Origin of the sequence: Rhodococcus sp. 05-2254-2 (assembly GCF_002259095.1) — a bacterium.
Lineage (GTDB): Bacteria > Actinomycetota > Actinomycetes > Mycobacteriales > Mycobacteriaceae > Rhodococcoides.
Genome location: NZ_NOZJ01000001.1, coordinates 569,627 through 586,012 on the forward strand (window position 1 = coordinate 569,627; position 16,386 = coordinate 586,012).

Sequence of the window (16,386 nt, forward strand, 5' to 3'; positions counted from 1 at the left end):
AGTATGGCGATGGTGATGGCGCGCGAACCCAAGCAGGACCGCAGCCGGGTGACGCGTCAGCGACTGCTCGAGGCGACGATCGATTCGCTCGCCGAGCAGGGCTGGGTGGCAACGACGGTCGGGGTGGTCGCCGAACGTGCAGGCGTCTCCCGCGGCGCGACCCAGCATCATTTCCCGACGCGTGAGGACCTGATCACCGGAGCGCTCGAGTACATGTTCGACACTCGGATGGACAGCGCTCGCCGCGAGGCCCAGGAGATTCCGGCGGGCCCCGGCCGGACGACACTGGTGGTGGAGCGGCTCGTCGAGTACTACACCGGGCCGATGTTCAAAGCGGCACTGCAGGTCTGGACCGCGGCCTCGGCCGACCCCGAGTTGCGCGATCGGATCGTTCCTCTCGAAGAACGGTTCGGTCGTCGGGCCCACAAGATGGCCGTCGAGAACCTCGGGGTCGACGACAACGATCCCGTCACCCACCGTCTCGTTCAGGCAACCCTCGACCTCGCCCGCGGTCTGGGTCTGGCCGATGTTCTGACCGACGACGCACGACGACGTGCCGAGGTCGTGCGCTCGTGGGCAGAGGTGTTGGATGCGTCGTTGAACGCGCGGCTGTCCGCCGCGGGAGCGGTAGCGCAGTAGAGAGCCGCACGATCTGCAGTTCCGATCGACGTGTGCTTGAGTCTGGCGGGTGACTTCCGAAATCGCACGCGTGCACCGCGGCCATATCTTTCACGTCGCCGGCTCGCCCACGGTGCTCGACGCCGCCGCCGCGCTGGTGTCGATTCCCGACGGTGCCCTCGTGGTCGGCGACGACGGCAAGATCGAGTTCTGTGGTGAGTTCGATTCGCTCCCAACCGAATTCGCGCAGCATGCGGTTGCCGACCATCGGCCCGCGTTCCTGCTGCCGGGATTCGTCGACACCCACATTCACTTCCCGCAGACCTACGCCGGAGATTCCTACGGCGGCGGGCAACTGCTCGAGTGGCTGAACACGTGCATCTTTCCGTCCGAGTCCCGCTTCGCCGATCCCGAGTTCGCTGCCGCTGCGGCCAGAGACTTCTGCGCCGCGCGGATCCGGGCCGGAACCACGCAGGCAATGGTGTTCGGATCGGCGTTCCCGCATGCGCAGGATTCGCTGTTCGCCGAAACACTCGAGCACGGGCTACGCATCGTCAGCGGCCGAGGGGTCCAGACCACCGGCCCGGCGTCGGCGCAGGCATTGATCACCGGTGAGGACGAGGCCATCCGACTGGTGTCCGAGGAGATCGAGAAGTGGCACGCCGCCGACACCGGCGATGTCGACACGGCGATGCTGCACGTGGCCGTCGTACCGCGGTTCTCGCTCTCGGTGACGACGCAGACGCTGAAGAACCTCGGCGAGCTCTACGATTCCGTGCGCGCCCGAGGCGTCTACTTCCACACACACCTGAACGAGAACAACCGGCCGGGGACCGGCGAGATCGACGCCACCAAGAACGCCTACGGGGTGGAGACGTACCTCGACACCTACGACGGCAAGTTTCTGCCGGGCTCGCAGGTCGGTGGGAAGAGCTTTCTGGGCCCGCGCACCGTCCTGGCCCACGCGGTGCACTGTCAGGACGTCGAACTCGCGCGAATGGCAGAGACCGGCACGTCCATCGCGCACTGTCCCACCTCGCAGCAGTTCCTGGGCTCGGGCACGATGCCTTGGAAGCGAACCGTCGCCGCGGGGGTGAACATCGCCATCGGATCGGACTTCGGCGGCGGTGACGAGTGGCTGTTGCCGCAGGTCCTCGCCGACGCGTTCAAGGTGCACATCTCCGAGGCCGGTGACGCCGGACTGTCCCTGCATCCCGCCGAATTGCTGTTCACCGGAACCCTCGCCGGGGCACGAGCGCTGGACATGGAGAGCCGAATCGGCAACTTCGACGCGGGCAAGGAAGCCGATTTCGTCGTGGTCGATCCGTCCGCATGGCCCCAGCTCGCGGCGGCGATCGACCACGGCGTCCGCGCCGACGATGCCGAGCTCGCCCGAGACCAGACCCTGTTCGCGCTGCTGATGTCGATGCGCGAGCCCGCGATCGTCGGCGTCTACGTCCAGGGCCGGAAGCTCGCCGCTTCGCGGTAACGTATGGCGACTCGCTTCCAAAGGATCAGGAGACGCACAGGTATGGCTCGTCGGACTCGATTCGGTCTCCTCGCAGCCGCATTCGCGGCTGTGGGCACCATGGCCCTCGCGCCGGTCGCACAGGCGCAACCGCCTGCCGATGCGCCGCCTGCACCCACCGAGAACGCACCTGCACCCCAGCCCGGACCGGTTCCCGTCCCCGTTCTGCAGATTCCCAACCTCGGAGTCACCGTCGGCGGACTCATCGTTCCGGATCAGTGGATCGGCACGATCGAGGTCGCCGGTACCGAGACTCCGGGACTGACCCACATCTGGGGCCGTGCCGCCGATCCGCGGATCTGCACGTCGTACCAGAACTTCGCCAGCCTGCAGGTCGACTTCGTCAACATCGCCAACGGACGCACCGGGTCGGTCAACGCACCGATCTGCCGGCAGGGAAACGGCGTGTTCGAGCCCGCGGGGCCGGTCGTCGCCGATACCGGCAGCGGGCCGGTCCTGTTCACCGCGCACGTCCTTGCCTCCGGAATCGTGTTCGACATTCCCGGCGTCGGCGGATTCTCGGCCCCGTAGCAGATGACGAGACGGTTCGCGATGGTCGTGACGGCAACAGCCGTGCTGATCGCCGGGTGCGGCGGTGCGGAGGACGACGCTGCATCGACGCAAGAGACTGCTCCGACGACCACGGTCTACGAGCCGGGTCCCTTCTTCGGTGAATGCGGATCGATCACCGACGCCGAGGTGCAGTCCGCGTTCGGAGCGGGCCCGTTCGCTCAGATCACCCGTAATTCCGTCGGGTGCCAGTGGGAGACCACGGGGTTCGGCGGACCGGGAGTCAGCTTCTCCTGGTACCGCGGCAGCCCTATCGGACGCGAACGCGCCGGTTCCGAGCTGATCGGCCGTCCGGCGAAAGACATCGAGATCGACGGCAACCCGGGGTTCGAGGCCGAGCAGGACACCCTGTGCGAAATAGGCGTGCAGTTCGGCGACGACTTCTTTCACTGGTCGATCACGTACTCCCTCGGACCTGCCGCGCGCCCGCCGTGCGACGTCGGAAACGAACTCGCGACTCTGACCGTGGAGCGCAAGCAATGACGCGCAAACGAGTGGTCGCGGCGGCGTCGACCCTGTTGCTCGTCGCCGGGTGCGCCCAGACCGTCCAGGGAACTGCGAGACCGGCGAGCTTCGCAGGCTCCGGTGGCCAAGAATTCACCGAATTGTTGACCGAGTGCGATGCCGTCTCCGACGACCAGATCGCCGAGACCACCGGAGCCGACGCCATCGAACGCGGCTTCTTCGGGGCCATCTGTCGGTGGGATCTCGTCGGCTCCGCGGGCACGGTGAAAGTGACGTTCAACTGGTTCGAATCCGGCACTCTGGCCGCCGAGCGGGCGGCCGAGGAAAAGATGATGTACACCGTCACCGACACAACGGTGCAGGGCCGCAAGGCAATCCAGGCTCAGCGTCCGAACGATCCCGATTCGTGCGGAGTCTCGGCCGGGGCGGATCGGGACGGCATCTTCGGGTGGTGGGTGCAGTACCAGCCCGGTGCCGCTCATCCCGATCCGTGCCAGGCCGCGGCGAAGCTGGCCGACCTCACACTCAACCTGAGCAGATAGGTTGCGTATCAGGGCGAAGGGTGTTTTGACCCGAGGCCGCGCCGCCGGGTATCGTTATGGGTCGTGTCCGGCCTGGCCGGACCGTTTGTGTGCCTATGCGAGGTACAGCCGTGCGCACGTTCGCTCTGAGAGCGCGCAACCGGCTGGACGTGTGGGGGTATGCGACACACCCGACCGCGGGGTGCAAGAGACCCGCGGTAGCAGTACTGGAGCAGCAGCAGTACCGGGTGAGGAGCAGTGTTCTCTTGCTCCAACTGCTAGATCCCTGTTTATCGACACGAAGAAAGCCGGTTCATGCCAACGATCAACCAGCTGGTCCGTAAGGGACGCACCGACAAGGTCGCGAAACTGAAGACCGCTGCCCTCAAGGGCAGTCCACAGCGCCGTGGCGTGTGCACTCGCGTGTACACCACCACCCCCAAGAAGCCGAACTCCGCTCTCCGTAAGGTCGCGCGTGTTCGCCTGACCTCCTCGGTCGAGGTCACCGCATACATCCCCGGTGAGGGTCACAACCTGCAGGAGCACTCGATGGTGCTCGTTCGCGGTGGTCGTGTGAAGGACCTCCCGGGTGTGCGTTACAAGATCATCCGCGGCTCGCTCGACACCCAGGGTGTCAAGAACCGCAAGCAGGCTCGTAGCCGCTACGGAGCCAAGAAGGAGAAGAGCTGATATGCCACGCAAGGGCCCAGCACCCAAGCGGCCGCTGATCAACGACCCGGTCTACGGATCGCCGTTGGTCACGCAGCTCGTCAACAAGATTCTCCTCGACGGCAAGAAGTCGACCGCCGAGCGCATCGTCTACCAGGCGCTCGAGCAGGCTCGCGAGAAGACCGGCACCGACCCCGTCGTCACGCTCAAGCGTGCACTCGACAACGTCAAGCCGGCCCTCGAGGTTCGCAGCCGTCGCGTCGGTGGTGCCACCTACCAGGTGCCCGTCGAGGTTCGTCCCGGCCGCTCCACCACGCTGGCACTGCGCTGGCTGGTCACGTTCTCGCGCGCTCGTCGTGAGAAGACCATGGTCGAGCGTCTGGCAAACGAGTTGCTCGACGCCAGCAACGGCCTCGGTGCCGCTGTGAAGCGTCGCGAAGACACTCACAAGATGGCCGAAGCCAACAAGGCGTTCGCCCACTACCGCTGGTGATCTCCTCGCTCGGGCGGTATTCGGAACTATCCGATACCGCCGGAGCGTTGATCAGCTCAGGCAATACCTCTTCCAACACCAAGGCGGGTTAACTCGTGGCACAGGACGTGCTGACCGACCTCAACAAGGTCCGCAACATCGGCATCATGGCCCACATCGATGCCGGCAAGACCACCACTACCGAACGCATCCTCTTCTACACCGGTATCTCCTACAAGATCGGTGAAGTTCACGATGGCGCAGCCACCATGGACTGGATGGAGCAGGAGCAGGAGCGTGGCATCACGATCACCTCTGCTGCCACGACGTGCTTCTGGAACGACAACCAGATCAACATCATCGACACCCCCGGTCACGTCGACTTCACCGTCGAGGTGGAGCGCTCGCTCCGCGTCCTCGACGGCGCTGTCGCAGTGTTCGACGGCAAAGAAGGTGTCGAGCCGCAGTCCGAGCAGGTCTGGCGTCAGGCCGACAAGTACGACGTGCCGCGCATCTGCTTCGTCAACAAGATGGACAAGCTCGGCGCGGACTTCTACTACACCGTGCAGACCATCATCGATCGTCTCGGTGCCAAGCCGCTGGTCATCCAGCTGCCCATCGGCGCAGAGAACGATTTCGAGGGCGTCATCGACCTCGTGCAGATGAAGGCTCTCGTGTGGAGTGGCGAGACCAAGCTCGGCGAGAAGTACGAGATCCAGGAGATCCCGGAAAACCTCAAGGAGCGCGCGGACGAGTACCGCACCATGCTGCTCGAGACCGTGGCCGAGTCCGACGAAGCGCTTCTGGAGAAGCACTTCGGCGGCGAAGAGCTCACGATCGACGAGATCAAGGGTGCCATCCGCAAGATGACGGTCAACAGCGAGCTGTACCCGATCCTGTGTGGATCCGCGTTCAAGAACAAGGGCGTCCAGCCCATGCTCGACGCGGTCATCGACTACCTCCCGTCTCCCCTCGACGTTGCCGAGACCATCGGACACGCCGTCGGCGACGAGGAGAAGGAGATCACTCGCAAGCCGTCCGCAGACGAGCCGTTCGCGGCTCTCGCGTTCAAGATCGCCACTCACCCCTTCTTCGGCAAGCTGACCTACGTCCGGGTGTACTCGGGCAAGGTCGACTCCGGCGCTCAGGTCATCAACTCGACCAAGGGCAAGAAGGAGCGTCTGGGCAAGCTGTTCCAGATGCACTCCAACAAGGAGAACGCGATCGCGACCGCATCTGCCGGTCACATCTACGCGGTCATCGGCCTCAAGGACACCACGACGGGTGACACGCTCTGCGATCCGCAGAACCAGATCATCCTCGAGTCCATGAGCTTCCCGGACCCGGTCATCCAGGTCTCGATCGAGCCGAAGACCAAGTCCGACCAGGAGAAGCTGGGAACAGCAATCCAGAAGCTCGCCGAAGAGGATCCCACCTTCTCGGTGAAGCTGGACGAGGACACCGGCCAGACCGTCATCGGCGGCATGGGCGAGCTGCACCTCGATATCCTCGTCGACCGTATGCGTCGCGAGTTCAAGGTCGAGGCCAACGTCGGCAAGCCGCAGGTCGCGTACCGCGAGACCATCCGCAAGACGGTCGAGAAGCACGACTACACCCACAAGAAGCAGACCGGTGGCTCCGGCCAGTTCGCGAAGGTCATCATCAAGCTCGAGCCTTTCGAGGGCGAAGACGGTGCGACCTACGAATTCGAGAACAAGGTCTCCGGTGGTCGTGTGCCCAGGGAGTACATCCCCTCGGTCGACGCCGGTGCGCAGGACGCCATGCAGTACGGTGTTCTCGCCGGATACCCCCTGGTCAACGTCAAGGTCACACTGCTCGACGGTGCGTACCACGACGTCGACTCGTCGGAAATGGCCTTCAAGGTCGCCGGCTCACAAGCGTTCAAGGAAGCCGCCCGCAAGGCCAGCCCCGTCATTCTCGAACCCGTCATGGCCGTCGAGGTCATCACGCCCGAGGATTACATGGGTGAGGTCATCGGCGACCTGAACTCCCGCCGTGGTCAGATCCAGGCCATGGAGGAACGCAGCGGTGCCCGTATCGTCAAGGCACTGGTTCCGCTGTCGGAGATGTTCGGCTACATCGGAGACCTTCGGTCGAAGACACAGGGCCGCGCTAACTACTCCATGGTCTTCGATTCGTACGCAGAAGTTCCCGCGAACGTAGCGAAGGAAATCATCGCGAAGGTCAACGGAGAGTAATTCTCTCTTCGTTTGCTGGACCACGCTCGACCTGTAATAAGTAAGAACACATACGCGTGCCGGCCCCGGTCGGGGCCCGCACAGATCAGTCCAGGAGGACACACAGTGGCGAAGGCGAAGTTCGATCGGACGAAGCCGCACGTCAACATCGGCACCATCGGTCACGTTGACCACGGTAAGACGACGCTGACGGCTGCAATCACCAAGGTTCTGCACGACAAGTTCCCGGACCTGAACGAGGCCTCGGCTTTCGATCAGATCGACAAGGCTCCGGAGGAGAAGGCTCGTGGTATCACGATCAACATCTCCCACGTCGAGTACCAGACCGAGAAGCGCCACTACGCGCACGTCGATGCACCGGGTCACGCCGACTACATCAAGAACATGATCACCGGCGCGGCACAGATGGACGGCGCAATCCTGGTCGTTGCAGCAACCGACGGCCCGATGCCGCAGACCCGCGAGCACGTGCTGCTCGCCCGCCAGGTCGGTGTTCCGTACATCCTGGTCGCACTGAACAAGGCCGACATGGTCGACGACGACGAGATCATCGAGCTCGTCGAGATGGAGGTCCGCGAGCTCCTCGCTTCGCAGGAGTTCGACGAGGACGCACCGGTCATCAAGGTCTCCGCACTCAAGGCACTCGAGGGTGACGAGAAGTGGGGCGAGTCGGTCATGGAGCTCATGCAGGCCGTCGACGATTCGGTTCCGGACCCCGTCCGTGAGACCGACAAGCCGTTCCTCATGCCCGTCGAGGACGTCTTCACCATCACCGGTCGTGGCACCGTGGTCACCGGACGTATCGAGCGCGGCTCGGTCAACGTCAACGAAGAGGTCGAGATCGTCGGCATCCGCCCCGGCTCGACCAAGACCACCGTCACCGGAATCGAAATGTTCCGCAAGCTGCTCGACTCGGGTCAGGCAGGCGACAACGTCGGCCTCCTCGTTCGTGGCATCAAGCGCGAAGACGTCGAGCGTGGACAGGTCATCATCAAGCCCGGCACCACGACTCCCCACACGGAGTTCGAGGGTAACGCCTACATCCTCTCGAAGGACGAGGGCGGCCGCCACACGCCGTTCTTCAACAACTACCGCCCGCAGTTCTACTTCCGTACCACGGACGTTACGGGCGTCGTGACCCTTCCCGAGGGCACCGAGATGGTCATGCCCGGTGACAACACCGAGATGTCCGTCACGCTGATCCAGCCGGTCGCCATGGATGTCGGCCTCCGTTTCGCAATCCGTGAGGGCGGTCGTACCGTCGGAGCCGGTCGCGTCACGAAGATCGTCAAGTGATCTAGTTTCACCAGCTGTACCTGAAGCGGCACTCACCCGAAAGGGTGGGTGCCGCTTTTGCGTGCGTGCACCCCTCCCGTGACCGTCCACCTCCCCCTCCCAGTTGGGATCAATGTGGCTTTCAGTCACTCTGACTGCAACAAGGGGACATTCATCCCGGACCGGGGCAGGCGGGCGCCCGAAAAATGGGACGCATCGGGCGCGGCTGTCCCGTAACGTCGCTGCGGTGCTACTGACCGTGACTGCAAATGCCACAACCGATTTCCCGGACTCCTCCGACATCGGGTATTTGCTGCACAAGCACCCCGATCGTGTGCAGAGCTGGAACCTGCCCATGGGCACCACCACTGTGCTGTATCCGGAAGTCTCGGCCGAGCGCACCACCGTCGCAGTTCTGGTGAATGACGGCGCAGCGTCCGGGCTCGCGGTGGCATTGTCGCGACTGTTCAAGCAAACGCTGGCCGGGATGTGTACCGGAAGACCTGAATTACTCTCTGCTGCAATCGATCTGACGATCTCGATGCCTGCCGCGCCGTCTCGTGGTGCGACCGACCTGGCGTCACGGATGTTCGGTCCCCTCGGTTGGAAAGTGGACGCGACGCCCATCCCGCTCGATCCGACTCAGCCGCACTGGGGTAACTCCGAGTACGTCGATCTGGTCTTGACCGGAACATTCACGCTGTCGGCTGCCCTGCGGCACCTGTACGTCCTGCTTCCGGTCCTCGACGACGGGAAGCACTACTGGGTGGGCGAGGACGAGGCCGACAAACTCGTTCGAGCAGCAGGGGATTGGCTGGGGGATCACCCGGAGTCTTCGCTCATCGCCTCGCGCTACCTGGCGCACCGTCGCGAACTGGTGGCCTCGGCGCTCGACCGACTCGTGCCCGACGCTCCGCAGGGCGACGCAGCCCCGCGAGATCCGACGCTGGCCGAGCATCGGGTGCGTGCCGTGTTGGCGGCACTGACGGGTGCAGGCGCGAAGTCGGTGATCGACCTCGGTTGCGGTGAGGGTCGTCTGCTGCGAGAGCTGCTCGCGGACAACAGTTTCGATCGCATTCTCGGTGCCGATGTGAGTGATCGTGCACTCGCCAAGGCTCAGCGCAGGCTGCGTCTGGACGACATGTCCGACCGGCAGCGCGCTCGGATCGAACTGGTGCAGTCGTCGGCCACGTACCGCGACGTTCGGCTGCACGGATTCGACGCGATGGTGCTCATGGAGGTCATCGAACACGTCGATCTCGATCGGCTTCCGGCGTTGGTGCGTTCGGTATTTCTTCAGGCGCGTCCACGAACGGTTCTCGTCACCACACCCAACTCCGAGTACAACGTGCTGTATCCCGGCCTCGAACCGGGAACCTTCCGTCACGTCGATCACCGATTCGAATTCACCCGAGCGCAGTTCGAGCACTGGGGTTCGTCGGTAGCACGTGAACACGCCTACGACGTACGCATCGAGGGAATCGGCCCCGTCGACGATATGTACGGCACCCCGACACAGATGGCCGTCTTCACCCGAGAGGAGCAGACCCGATGAGTACCTTCGACATTCCGGATCGATCCCTCGTCGTACTCGTCGGCATCAGCGGGTCCGGCAAGTCGTCCTTCGCCGCGCAGCACTTCGGTCCGTACGAGACGGTGTCCAGTGATGCCTGCCGGGGCATGGTGAGCAACGACCCCAACCTGCAGAGCGCGACCAAGGACGCATTCGCGCTGCTGGAATTCCTCGTGGCAACCAGGCTCCGGGCCGGTCTGCTCACCGTCGTGGACGCCACGAACGTGCAACCCGCGGCGCGAAAGACGTTGATCGCGTTGGCCCGCGAACACGACGTGCTACCGGTCGCCGTCGTGCTCGATGTGCCCGAATCGGTGTGTGCACAGCGCAACGCCGAGCGCACCGACAGGATGTTCGGTCGAGATGTGCTGCGCCGCCAGCAGTCCCAGTTGCAACGCTCGCTTCGGGGACTGTCCAAGGAAGGCTTTCGCACGGTCCACGTACTCGACGGTGTCGAAGCGGTGGCGTCGGCGACGTTCGTTCGCACCCCGCTGCGCAGCGATCGACGTGAGCTGACCGGACCGTTCGATGTCATCGGCGACATCCACGGCTGCCTTGCCGAACTCGAAAGCCTGCTCGGCGTGCTGGGTTACACGATCGAGCGGGACGACGCCGGCCGCGCGGTCGGTGCGACGCCACCGCCCGGTCGGACTGCCGTGTTCGTCGGCGATTACGTCGATCGCGGACCGGACTCGGTGGAAGTCCTGCGACTGGTGATGGGAATGGTCGGTACCGGAGCAGCATTGGCAGTTCCGGGTAACCACGAGATCAAGCTCGTCAAGGCACTCCGCGGCCGGAAGGTCACTGCCTCGCACGGTCTCGCCGAGACCCTCGAACAGCTCGACGCCGAGTCGGCAGAGTTTCGCAGGGAGGTGCTCGAGTTCTGCGACGGCCTCGTCGCGCACCTCGTGCTCGACGGCGGCAAGCTCGTCGTTGCGCACGCGGGCTTGATCGAGAAGTACCACAACCGGGCGTCGGGCAGGGTTCGAAGTTTTGCTCTGTACGGCGACACCACCGGCGAGACCGACGAATTCGGCCTGCCGGTGCGGTACCCGTGGGCGCAGGACTATCGGGGCTCGGCGACGGTGCTCTACGGGCACACTCCGGTGCCGGAAGTGGAGTGGGAGAACAACACTGCGTGTCTCGATACGGGATGCGTCTTCGGCGGGAAGCTCACGGCGCTGCGTTACCCGGAGCGCGAGGTGGTGTCGGTTCCGGCCGAGAAGGTCTGGTACGAGCCTGCCCGCCCGATGGGCGCGTTCACGCGGGATGCGGCATCGCTCGATCTGTCCGACGTGATCGGCCCGACGGGCGTCGAGACGTCGCTGCGTGGGCGGGTATCGGTTCGGCCGGAGAATGCCGCGGGCGCACTGGAAGTGATGAGTCGGTTCGGCCTCGCTCCGCAGTGGCTGCACTATCTGCCGCCGACGATGGCACCGAGTGGAACATCCGAGCGCGAGGGCTATCTCGAATATCCGACGCAGGCATTCGACGCGTATCGCGCGCTCGGTGCGTCGACGGTGATCTGCGAGGAGAAGCACATGGGCTCGCGGGTGGTCGTGGTGGTGTGTCGAGATGCCGACACCGCTCGGGAGAAGTTCGATGCGCCGCAGGGATCGCTCGGCACCGCGTACACGCGGACGGGTCGTCCGGTGTTCGACGAGTCACTGACCGGCGAGCTGATCTCCGGGGTGTCCGACGCGATCGAGAAGGCCGGTGTGTGGGACGAATTGGATTCGAGCTGGCTGATTCTCGACTGCGAACTGATGCCGTGGTCCGCCAAAGCGGAGGGCCTGATCAAAACCGAGTACGCCGCGGTCGCTGCGGTGTCTCGGGCGAATCTCGTGGCCGAGGCGGCGGTGCTGGCATCGGCCGGTTCGCGTGGTCTGGATGTGCAGGAGTTGCTGGAACGGAACACCGTTCGGCAGGTCAACCTGGGCGAGTTCACCGGTGCGTATCGGCGGTACATCTGGCCGACGGACGGACTGGACGGGGTTCGGATTGCGCCGTTTCAGGTGCTGGCGTCGAACGTCGGGACGTATGCCGATCGTCCGCACGCCTGGCACCTCGATGTTGCCGACCGATTGGTGGCAGCAGCTCCCGATATGTTCGCCACCACCCGTCGAATCGAGGTCGATCTGTCCATGCCGGATTCGGTTGCGGCAGGGGAGAAGTGGTGGGAGGAGTTGACGGCGCAGGGCGGCGAGGGCATGGTCGTCAAACCGTCAGCGAACGCTCCTCGCGGAAAGATGCAGCCCGGCATGAAGGTTCGTGGCCGCGAGTATCTGCGGCTGATCTACGGTGCCGACTACACCGACCCGGATCGACTGACTGCCCTGCGCAACCGAAACGTGGGACACAAGCAGTCGATGGCCCTCCGCGAATATGCGCTGGGAATGGAAGCGCTGGATCGCTCGGTGCGCGGTGAGCCGCTCTATTCCATCCACCAGGCCGTGTTCGCCGTCCTGGCACTGGAATCCGAGCCGGTCGACCCGCGGTTGTAAGTGCCATGGGCAGTGGTGCGGTTATGTGCCGGCTGGGGCACATAACCGCACCACTGCCGCAGGCACTAGCCCCTCGGCGACGAGAAGGGACTGATGCCTGCACTGATCGGTGCCGCAATTGCTGCAACGACGGCTATGGACGCCCAGAACGTCGGTGAGTCCAGCATCAGACCGCCTGCGAGACCACACACGGCGACGACGCCGCCGCATCCCACCAGCAGTCCCGACCCGACGGTGACGTGAGCGAGGTGGTCTCGCGTCGGATCACGTCGGGCTCCGAGCCACACCATCGTTCCCGAGGTGACGAGGGCCAGAGGGGCGAAGAAGAAGAGGGAGCTGCCACCGAGCTTCGACGAGACACTGGCGATCAACAGCACGGATCCGAATGCCACCGGGGCGGCGAGGGGCATCCCGCCGGACCATCGCTCGAACTTGTTTCGGGTGGGAGCTGTCATGGCAATCGTTCCTTTCCTGGGGAGAAGGGCATGTCAGAGTAGGTACTCCGCGAATATTCCGCCGCCGCAGGACAATGCCGCGATCAGGCCGACTCGCCTCAGGACGAACTTGGCAGCCTTGTCCCACGAGTTCACCTGGCTTTCGATCGCCTCCCAAGCACCGACTGCGCCGAAGAAGTCGATTCCGAGGCAGGCACCGACTACTCGCTTGATTTCATCGGTGACTCCACGGGCCTGAGGTCCCGTGGGAGTCGGCTGCCGGTCGAGGACGTTGCCGGTCTCGTCGACGATCGTCACAGTCGCATCATCGCTGATCTGAAAGCCGGCTGTGCCGGCGGGGAGTGGATTGAGGCCTTGTTCTGCCAGCGAAGCATTGAGTGAGGCAACTTCTTCCGCGCTCACGGGGACGAATTCCTCGACGGTGGCGGACACCGCGGGTGGCGCGGGTTGAGCAAGAGCAACAGCGGCTCCGCTCATCGACGTCACGGCGATCATCGAGCCGGCGATCAGGGCGATGGATGCGGTGCGAGTCCGAGCAGAAATGCGGTTCATGATGTCTCCCGTTCGTGAGTAAGGGGCGATTCGGCGACGTGATGGTGGCTGTCGTTCGGACCGAGCCGGGTGCAGTGCCACAACGGATATGGGGCCACAACGGATATGGGCCGGTTGCGTACTCGATGGGATCGGCCTGGAACGAGAGCGCACGCTCGTCCGGCGATCTGTAGTTGTGCGGACCATCCCGAGAGACACAAGGTAGGTCGCGGGTTACGCCTCGTTGACCGAGTCATTGCGTAACACACCGAACTTTAAACCCGTCGGTGCCGAAGCGCCAGCGCTGCGCGCGATCAGATACAGGCCTCGGTCACCGTCACCAGCGCGAGCCGAGGTTCTTCGTCGTCAGGGAGAATCGGCAGAGCGCACGCGGTCACCGAGTGGGTGGTGTAGCCGCCGTTTCGGTCTCTGAACCGGACGGTGATGCTCGGCTCGTCTGCTGCGCCGCCGGCCCGGGACACTGATTTCGCGAGTGCGTCGACTGCTCCGTCGTCGTCCGGGTGCACTCGCGGTCGCGGGTCGGCTGGGTCGAGATTCCAGGCGATGGACGGTGGCGGCGGGCCGTGCCAGTACAAGGTCTCCAGGGTGCACAGATCGACTATTGCGGTGTGGCGTCGTGCGATGACCGAGGCACCCGCTACGAGCCCGCTCATCGTCTCCTGGACTCCGGTAGGGGATGGATGGTTCATGACGAACGGACCGCGGTCGATTGCGATGCCGCGCAGGTGACGAGCTTCCCCTTCGACGGTGGTGTGCGCCAGCACGCGAATTCGATGTAGCTCGTCCGTGGTCCAACGCTGGGTGGCGTCGAGATCCACGGTGTCGCCGACTGTGCTGGATACCAGCATCGCGAGGACGTCGGTGGCTCGCAATCCGAAATCCAACGTTGCCATCGCTTCTGCTACCGACAAGTGCGCCACATCGGAATTCAGCGCCGGGGAGTCCTTGGAGTGGGCAGTGCCGAGAGTCAGATTCCAGCGAAAGGCCCAAGCATTCGACGGCGGAGAATCGCACGTGCCCGGATGCAATCTGGCCCACACCGCCTGGACCGTACCGTCGTCCCCGAGAATCGGACGGGCCGAGACGTACCTGCCCGGCCCGCATTCGATGTCCACGTCCCTGCCCGATTCCGCGCACCGAGCCACCGCATCACGTGCGTGGATCGAGTCGGACGACCTCCTCAGGAACACCGCCATGGGAACCTGGCTCTTCTGCGTCGTCCCTACCGCCACCACGCACGCCACCGAATCCGGTTGGAGGAGAATCAACAGCCAGTCGCCGTTCCTACGCCCCATCGAGGCGGACTCCCTTCCACTCGAGTCGAGCTCTGCGGATCTTCCCTGCTTCGGGTCGTGTACCGACACCGTACCGGTGAATCCGACAGAAGGGACAGGTGACCGGGCCCGTCGCAACGCTGCGCGGCCGCGCTACCGCCGCTTGTCGACGTGCAGTTGGATGCGAGTGGCGACGTGTGCACCGGCGAGTGATTCGGCAACGAAGGCGGCACATGCTTCGGCGCGGGCGGTGAAGGCCACGACATCGAAATCGGCTGCAGCATGGACCGATACGGTGATGGTGGGCATTCCCCGATCGTCGATCGCCGTACCGCGGGCGCGTCGGACACCGGGGAACTCGGCCAGCTCCGCGGCGACGCCCGACGCGATGGCGCTCAGGTCCACGTGCGCCGAGAAGTGGGGCTTCTCGATGACGCTTGCCGTTCCGGTCGTGCGCGGAGAGAAGTTGCCGATCAACAGAAGCAGTGCCGTGACAACGGCGATGCAGCCGACCACGGCCAGGGTCGGCACCCACCAGCCCTGTTCCGGTAGGGCGGCGATTCGCGCACGATCGAAGCGAGAGAGCATCTCTCGTGCCCAGGGGGCGTCGTAGTACCAGGCCAGCGCGAAGCCACCTCCCGCGATCAACCCCACCCCGGCCGCGATGGCGAGGAGTCGGTCGATACCGGCAACGAAGGTCTTCATCACGACACCCTCGTCGGTGCTGCCACCGACTGCTTCACCGTCAGCCGTCGCTCGCCCGCAGCAACGGACAGCACAGGAGCGAGTGCCTCGCGCACGCCGACGTCGACACGGTCGGCATCGTACGCAGCGTCACGCTCCACCCGAACCTCGATCTTCTTCCGGGTGACGACGGTGTGCGCGTCCACGACTCCGCGGGTGGACTGCGCTGCAGCACTGCACAATCGAGCGATGTCGGTCGCCGTGGCCCAGACGGTCGACGCCGACTCGCCCAGGCCGGAATGCGTCTTCGTTCGGGGCTTGACCCCGATGAACACGAGGAACAACCCGAGGACGGCGGCTCCGATCGCGGCGGCGATCATCCAACTCTGCCAGTGCAATCGGGAGATCCAGGACACCGCGTCGGCGATCCACGGGCTACCACCGAGGTTGCCGTGTGTGATCAGGAATTCCCGGCCGGCGACAAAGGCCACACCGAGGAGGGCGAACCCGAACAACAGTGCCAACGGCATCGCGGCCGGGCCAGCAGTGGGTGGTCGAGGTGAGATGGGCTGCGATGCTTCGGTATTCGAGGTGGGCGAGGGGCCGGTGTCCAGTGTGGTGTCCGATACCAGGACGTTCACTCGATGCACGTGCAGGCCCGTCATCGTCGCCAACGCGGCCTCGACGGTGGCGTGCACGGATTCGGTCACCTCGGTGATCTGCGACGGCCAGGTCACCCCGATATAGAGGTTGACGGCAATCGTGTCCTCGCCGAGGGTGACGTCGGCGCGGGGGAGTTCTCGCCCGGTCAGCCGCGAGAAGCCGCCGGTGGTGCGCGTGACCCGAGGATCCTTCGATGCCGCCGCGATGGCAGTCCGCGACATGGCCCGATCCTTGATCTCGACGCTGCCACGCATCTCGCGGCCGTCGTCGACCTCGTCGGATCCAGCCTGCGTCATGTTCAGAGAATCCTTTGCGCCCGTCGCGGCTCGCCGTGGTGCGGCACG

At 64.6% G+C, this 16,386-nt stretch carries 16 protein-coding genes; 11 read left to right on the top strand and 5 right to left on the bottom strand.

What is annotated here, in order from left to right:
* The first annotated feature begins 15 nt into the window (after positions 1-15).
* The 11 genes from CH283_RS02900 to CH283_RS02950 all read left to right on the top strand — a co-directional run bounded on the left by CH283_RS02900 (position 16) and on the right by CH283_RS02950 (position 12,414).
* Positions 16-639, top strand: coding sequence for a TetR/AcrR family transcriptional regulator (locus CH283_RS02900; protein WP_094641518.1), 624 nt, complete (start codon positions 16-18; stop codon positions 637-639).
* 61 nt (positions 640-700) lie between these two features.
* A complete protein-coding gene (locus CH283_RS02905) occupies positions 701-2,107 on the top strand; it encodes a guanine deaminase (protein ID WP_094641520.1) in 1,407 nt (468 codons plus the stop codon).
* 42 nt (positions 2,108-2,149) lie between these two features.
* Positions 2,150-2,677 (top strand): hypothetical protein, encoded by a 528-nt coding sequence (locus CH283_RS02910; RefSeq protein ID WP_094641167.1) that lies wholly within the window; start codon positions 2,150-2,152, stop codon positions 2,675-2,677.
* Between the two features lie 21 nt (positions 2,678-2,698).
* Entirely contained in the window at positions 2,699-3,199 is a 501-nt protein-coding gene (locus CH283_RS02915; RefSeq protein WP_373454795.1) for a DUF3558 domain-containing protein, read from the top strand.
* On the top strand, positions 3,196-3,723 hold the full coding sequence (locus CH283_RS02920) for a DUF3558 domain-containing protein (protein WP_068052770.1): 528 nt from the start codon (positions 3,196-3,198) through the stop codon (positions 3,721-3,723). The genes CH283_RS02915 and CH283_RS02920 overlap by 4 nt, the downstream gene beginning before the upstream one ends.
* A 294-nt stretch (positions 3,724-4,017) precedes the next feature.
* Positions 4,018-4,392 (top strand): 30S ribosomal protein S12, encoded by a 375-nt coding sequence (gene rpsL, locus CH283_RS02925; protein WP_008714048.1) that lies wholly within the window; start codon positions 4,018-4,020, stop codon positions 4,390-4,392.
* Between the two features lies 1 nt (position 4,393).
* Positions 4,394-4,864, top strand: a complete 471-nt coding sequence (gene rpsG, locus CH283_RS02930) for a 30S ribosomal protein S7 (protein ID WP_003941856.1) — start codon at positions 4,394-4,396, stop codon at positions 4,862-4,864.
* A 95-nt stretch (positions 4,865-4,959) separates the two neighbouring features.
* Positions 4,960-7,062, top strand: a complete 2,103-nt coding sequence (fusA, locus tag CH283_RS02935; protein WP_032380505.1) for an elongation factor G — start codon at positions 4,960-4,962, stop codon at positions 7,060-7,062.
* 105 nt (positions 7,063-7,167) lie between these two features.
* On the top strand, positions 7,168-8,358 hold the full coding sequence (gene tuf, locus CH283_RS02940) for an elongation factor Tu (RefSeq protein WP_068052772.1): 1,191 nt from the start codon (positions 7,168-7,170) through the stop codon (positions 8,356-8,358).
* A 238-nt stretch (positions 8,359-8,596) separates the two neighbouring features.
* Positions 8,597-9,892, top strand: a complete 1,296-nt coding sequence (locus CH283_RS02945) for a 3' terminal RNA ribose 2'-O-methyltransferase Hen1 (RefSeq protein WP_373557656.1) — start codon at positions 8,597-8,599, stop codon at positions 9,890-9,892.
* Positions 9,889-12,414, top strand: coding sequence for a polynucleotide kinase-phosphatase (locus tag CH283_RS02950; RefSeq protein ID WP_094641169.1), 2,526 nt, complete (start codon positions 9,889-9,891; stop codon positions 12,412-12,414). The genes CH283_RS02945 and CH283_RS02950 overlap by 4 nt, the downstream gene beginning before the upstream one ends.
* A 65-nt stretch (positions 12,415-12,479) precedes the next feature.
* Here the strand turns inward: CH283_RS02950 and CH283_RS02955 are convergent, their stop codons facing one another.
* The 5 genes from CH283_RS02955 to CH283_RS02975 all read right to left on the bottom strand — a co-directional run bounded on the left by CH283_RS02955 (position 12,480) and on the right by CH283_RS02975 (position 16,338).
* The gene (locus CH283_RS02955; protein WP_094641170.1) at positions 12,480-12,869 is read right to left on the bottom strand and encodes a hypothetical protein; all 390 of its coding nucleotides are present in this window, start codon (positions 12,867-12,869) and stop codon (positions 12,480-12,482) included.
* A gap of 33 nt (positions 12,870-12,902) precedes the next feature.
* Entirely contained in the window at positions 12,903-13,421 is a 519-nt protein-coding gene (locus tag CH283_RS02960) for a hypothetical protein (protein WP_094641171.1), read from the bottom strand.
* 293 nt (positions 13,422-13,714) lie between these two features.
* Positions 13,715-14,716, bottom strand: coding sequence for a GAF domain-containing protein (locus CH283_RS02965; RefSeq protein WP_094641172.1), 1,002 nt, complete (start codon positions 14,714-14,716; stop codon positions 13,715-13,717).
* 132 nt (positions 14,717-14,848) lie between these two features.
* Positions 14,849-15,400, bottom strand: coding sequence for a hypothetical protein (locus CH283_RS02970; protein ID WP_094641173.1), 552 nt, complete (start codon positions 15,398-15,400; stop codon positions 14,849-14,851).
* Positions 15,400-16,338, bottom strand: a complete 939-nt coding sequence (locus tag CH283_RS02975) for a DUF6286 domain-containing Asp23/Gls24 family envelope stress response protein (RefSeq protein WP_176460391.1) — start codon at positions 16,336-16,338, stop codon at positions 15,400-15,402. Before CH283_RS02975 ends, CH283_RS02970 begins: the two co-directional genes overlap by 1 nt.
* Positions 16,339-16,386: the final 48 nt, after the last annotated feature.

Coding starts and splice junctions, on each gene's coding strand:
- CH283_RS02900 (WP_094641518.1), top strand. CDS start 16: ATGGCGCGCGAACCCAAGCAGGACCGCAGCCGGGTGACGCGTCAGCGA.
- CH283_RS02915 (WP_373454795.1), top strand. CDS start 2,699: ATGGTCGTGACGGCAACAGCCGTGCTGATCGCCGGGTGCGGCGGTGCG.
- CH283_RS02950 (WP_094641169.1), top strand. CDS start 9,889: ATGAGTACCTTCGACATTCCGGATCGATCCCTCGTCGTACTCGTCGGC.
- CH283_RS02910 (WP_094641167.1), top strand. CDS start 2,150: ATGGCTCGTCGGACTCGATTCGGTCTCCTCGCAGCCGCATTCGCGGCT.
- CH283_RS02960 (WP_094641171.1), bottom strand. CDS start 13,421: ATGAACCGCATTTCTGCTCGGACTCGCACCGCATCCATCGCCCTGATC.
- CH283_RS02975 (WP_176460391.1), bottom strand. CDS start 16,338: ATGACGCAGGCTGGATCCGACGAGGTCGACGACGGCCGCGAGATGCGT.
- CH283_RS02955 (WP_094641170.1), bottom strand. CDS start 12,869: ATGACAGCTCCCACCCGAAACAAGTTCGAGCGATGGTCCGGCGGGATG.
- CH283_RS02970 (WP_094641173.1), bottom strand. CDS start 15,400: ATGAAGACCTTCGTTGCCGGTATCGACCGACTCCTCGCCATCGCGGCC.
- CH283_RS02965 (WP_094641172.1), bottom strand. CDS start 14,716: ATGGGGCGTAGGAACGGCGACTGGCTGTTGATTCTCCTCCAACCGGAT.
- rpsL (WP_008714048.1), top strand. CDS start 4,018: ATGCCAACGATCAACCAGCTGGTCCGTAAGGGACGCACCGACAAGGTC.
- CH283_RS02920 (WP_068052770.1), top strand. CDS start 3,196: ATGACGCGCAAACGAGTGGTCGCGGCGGCGTCGACCCTGTTGCTCGTC.
- rpsG (WP_003941856.1), top strand. CDS start 4,394: ATGCCACGCAAGGGCCCAGCACCCAAGCGGCCGCTGATCAACGACCCG.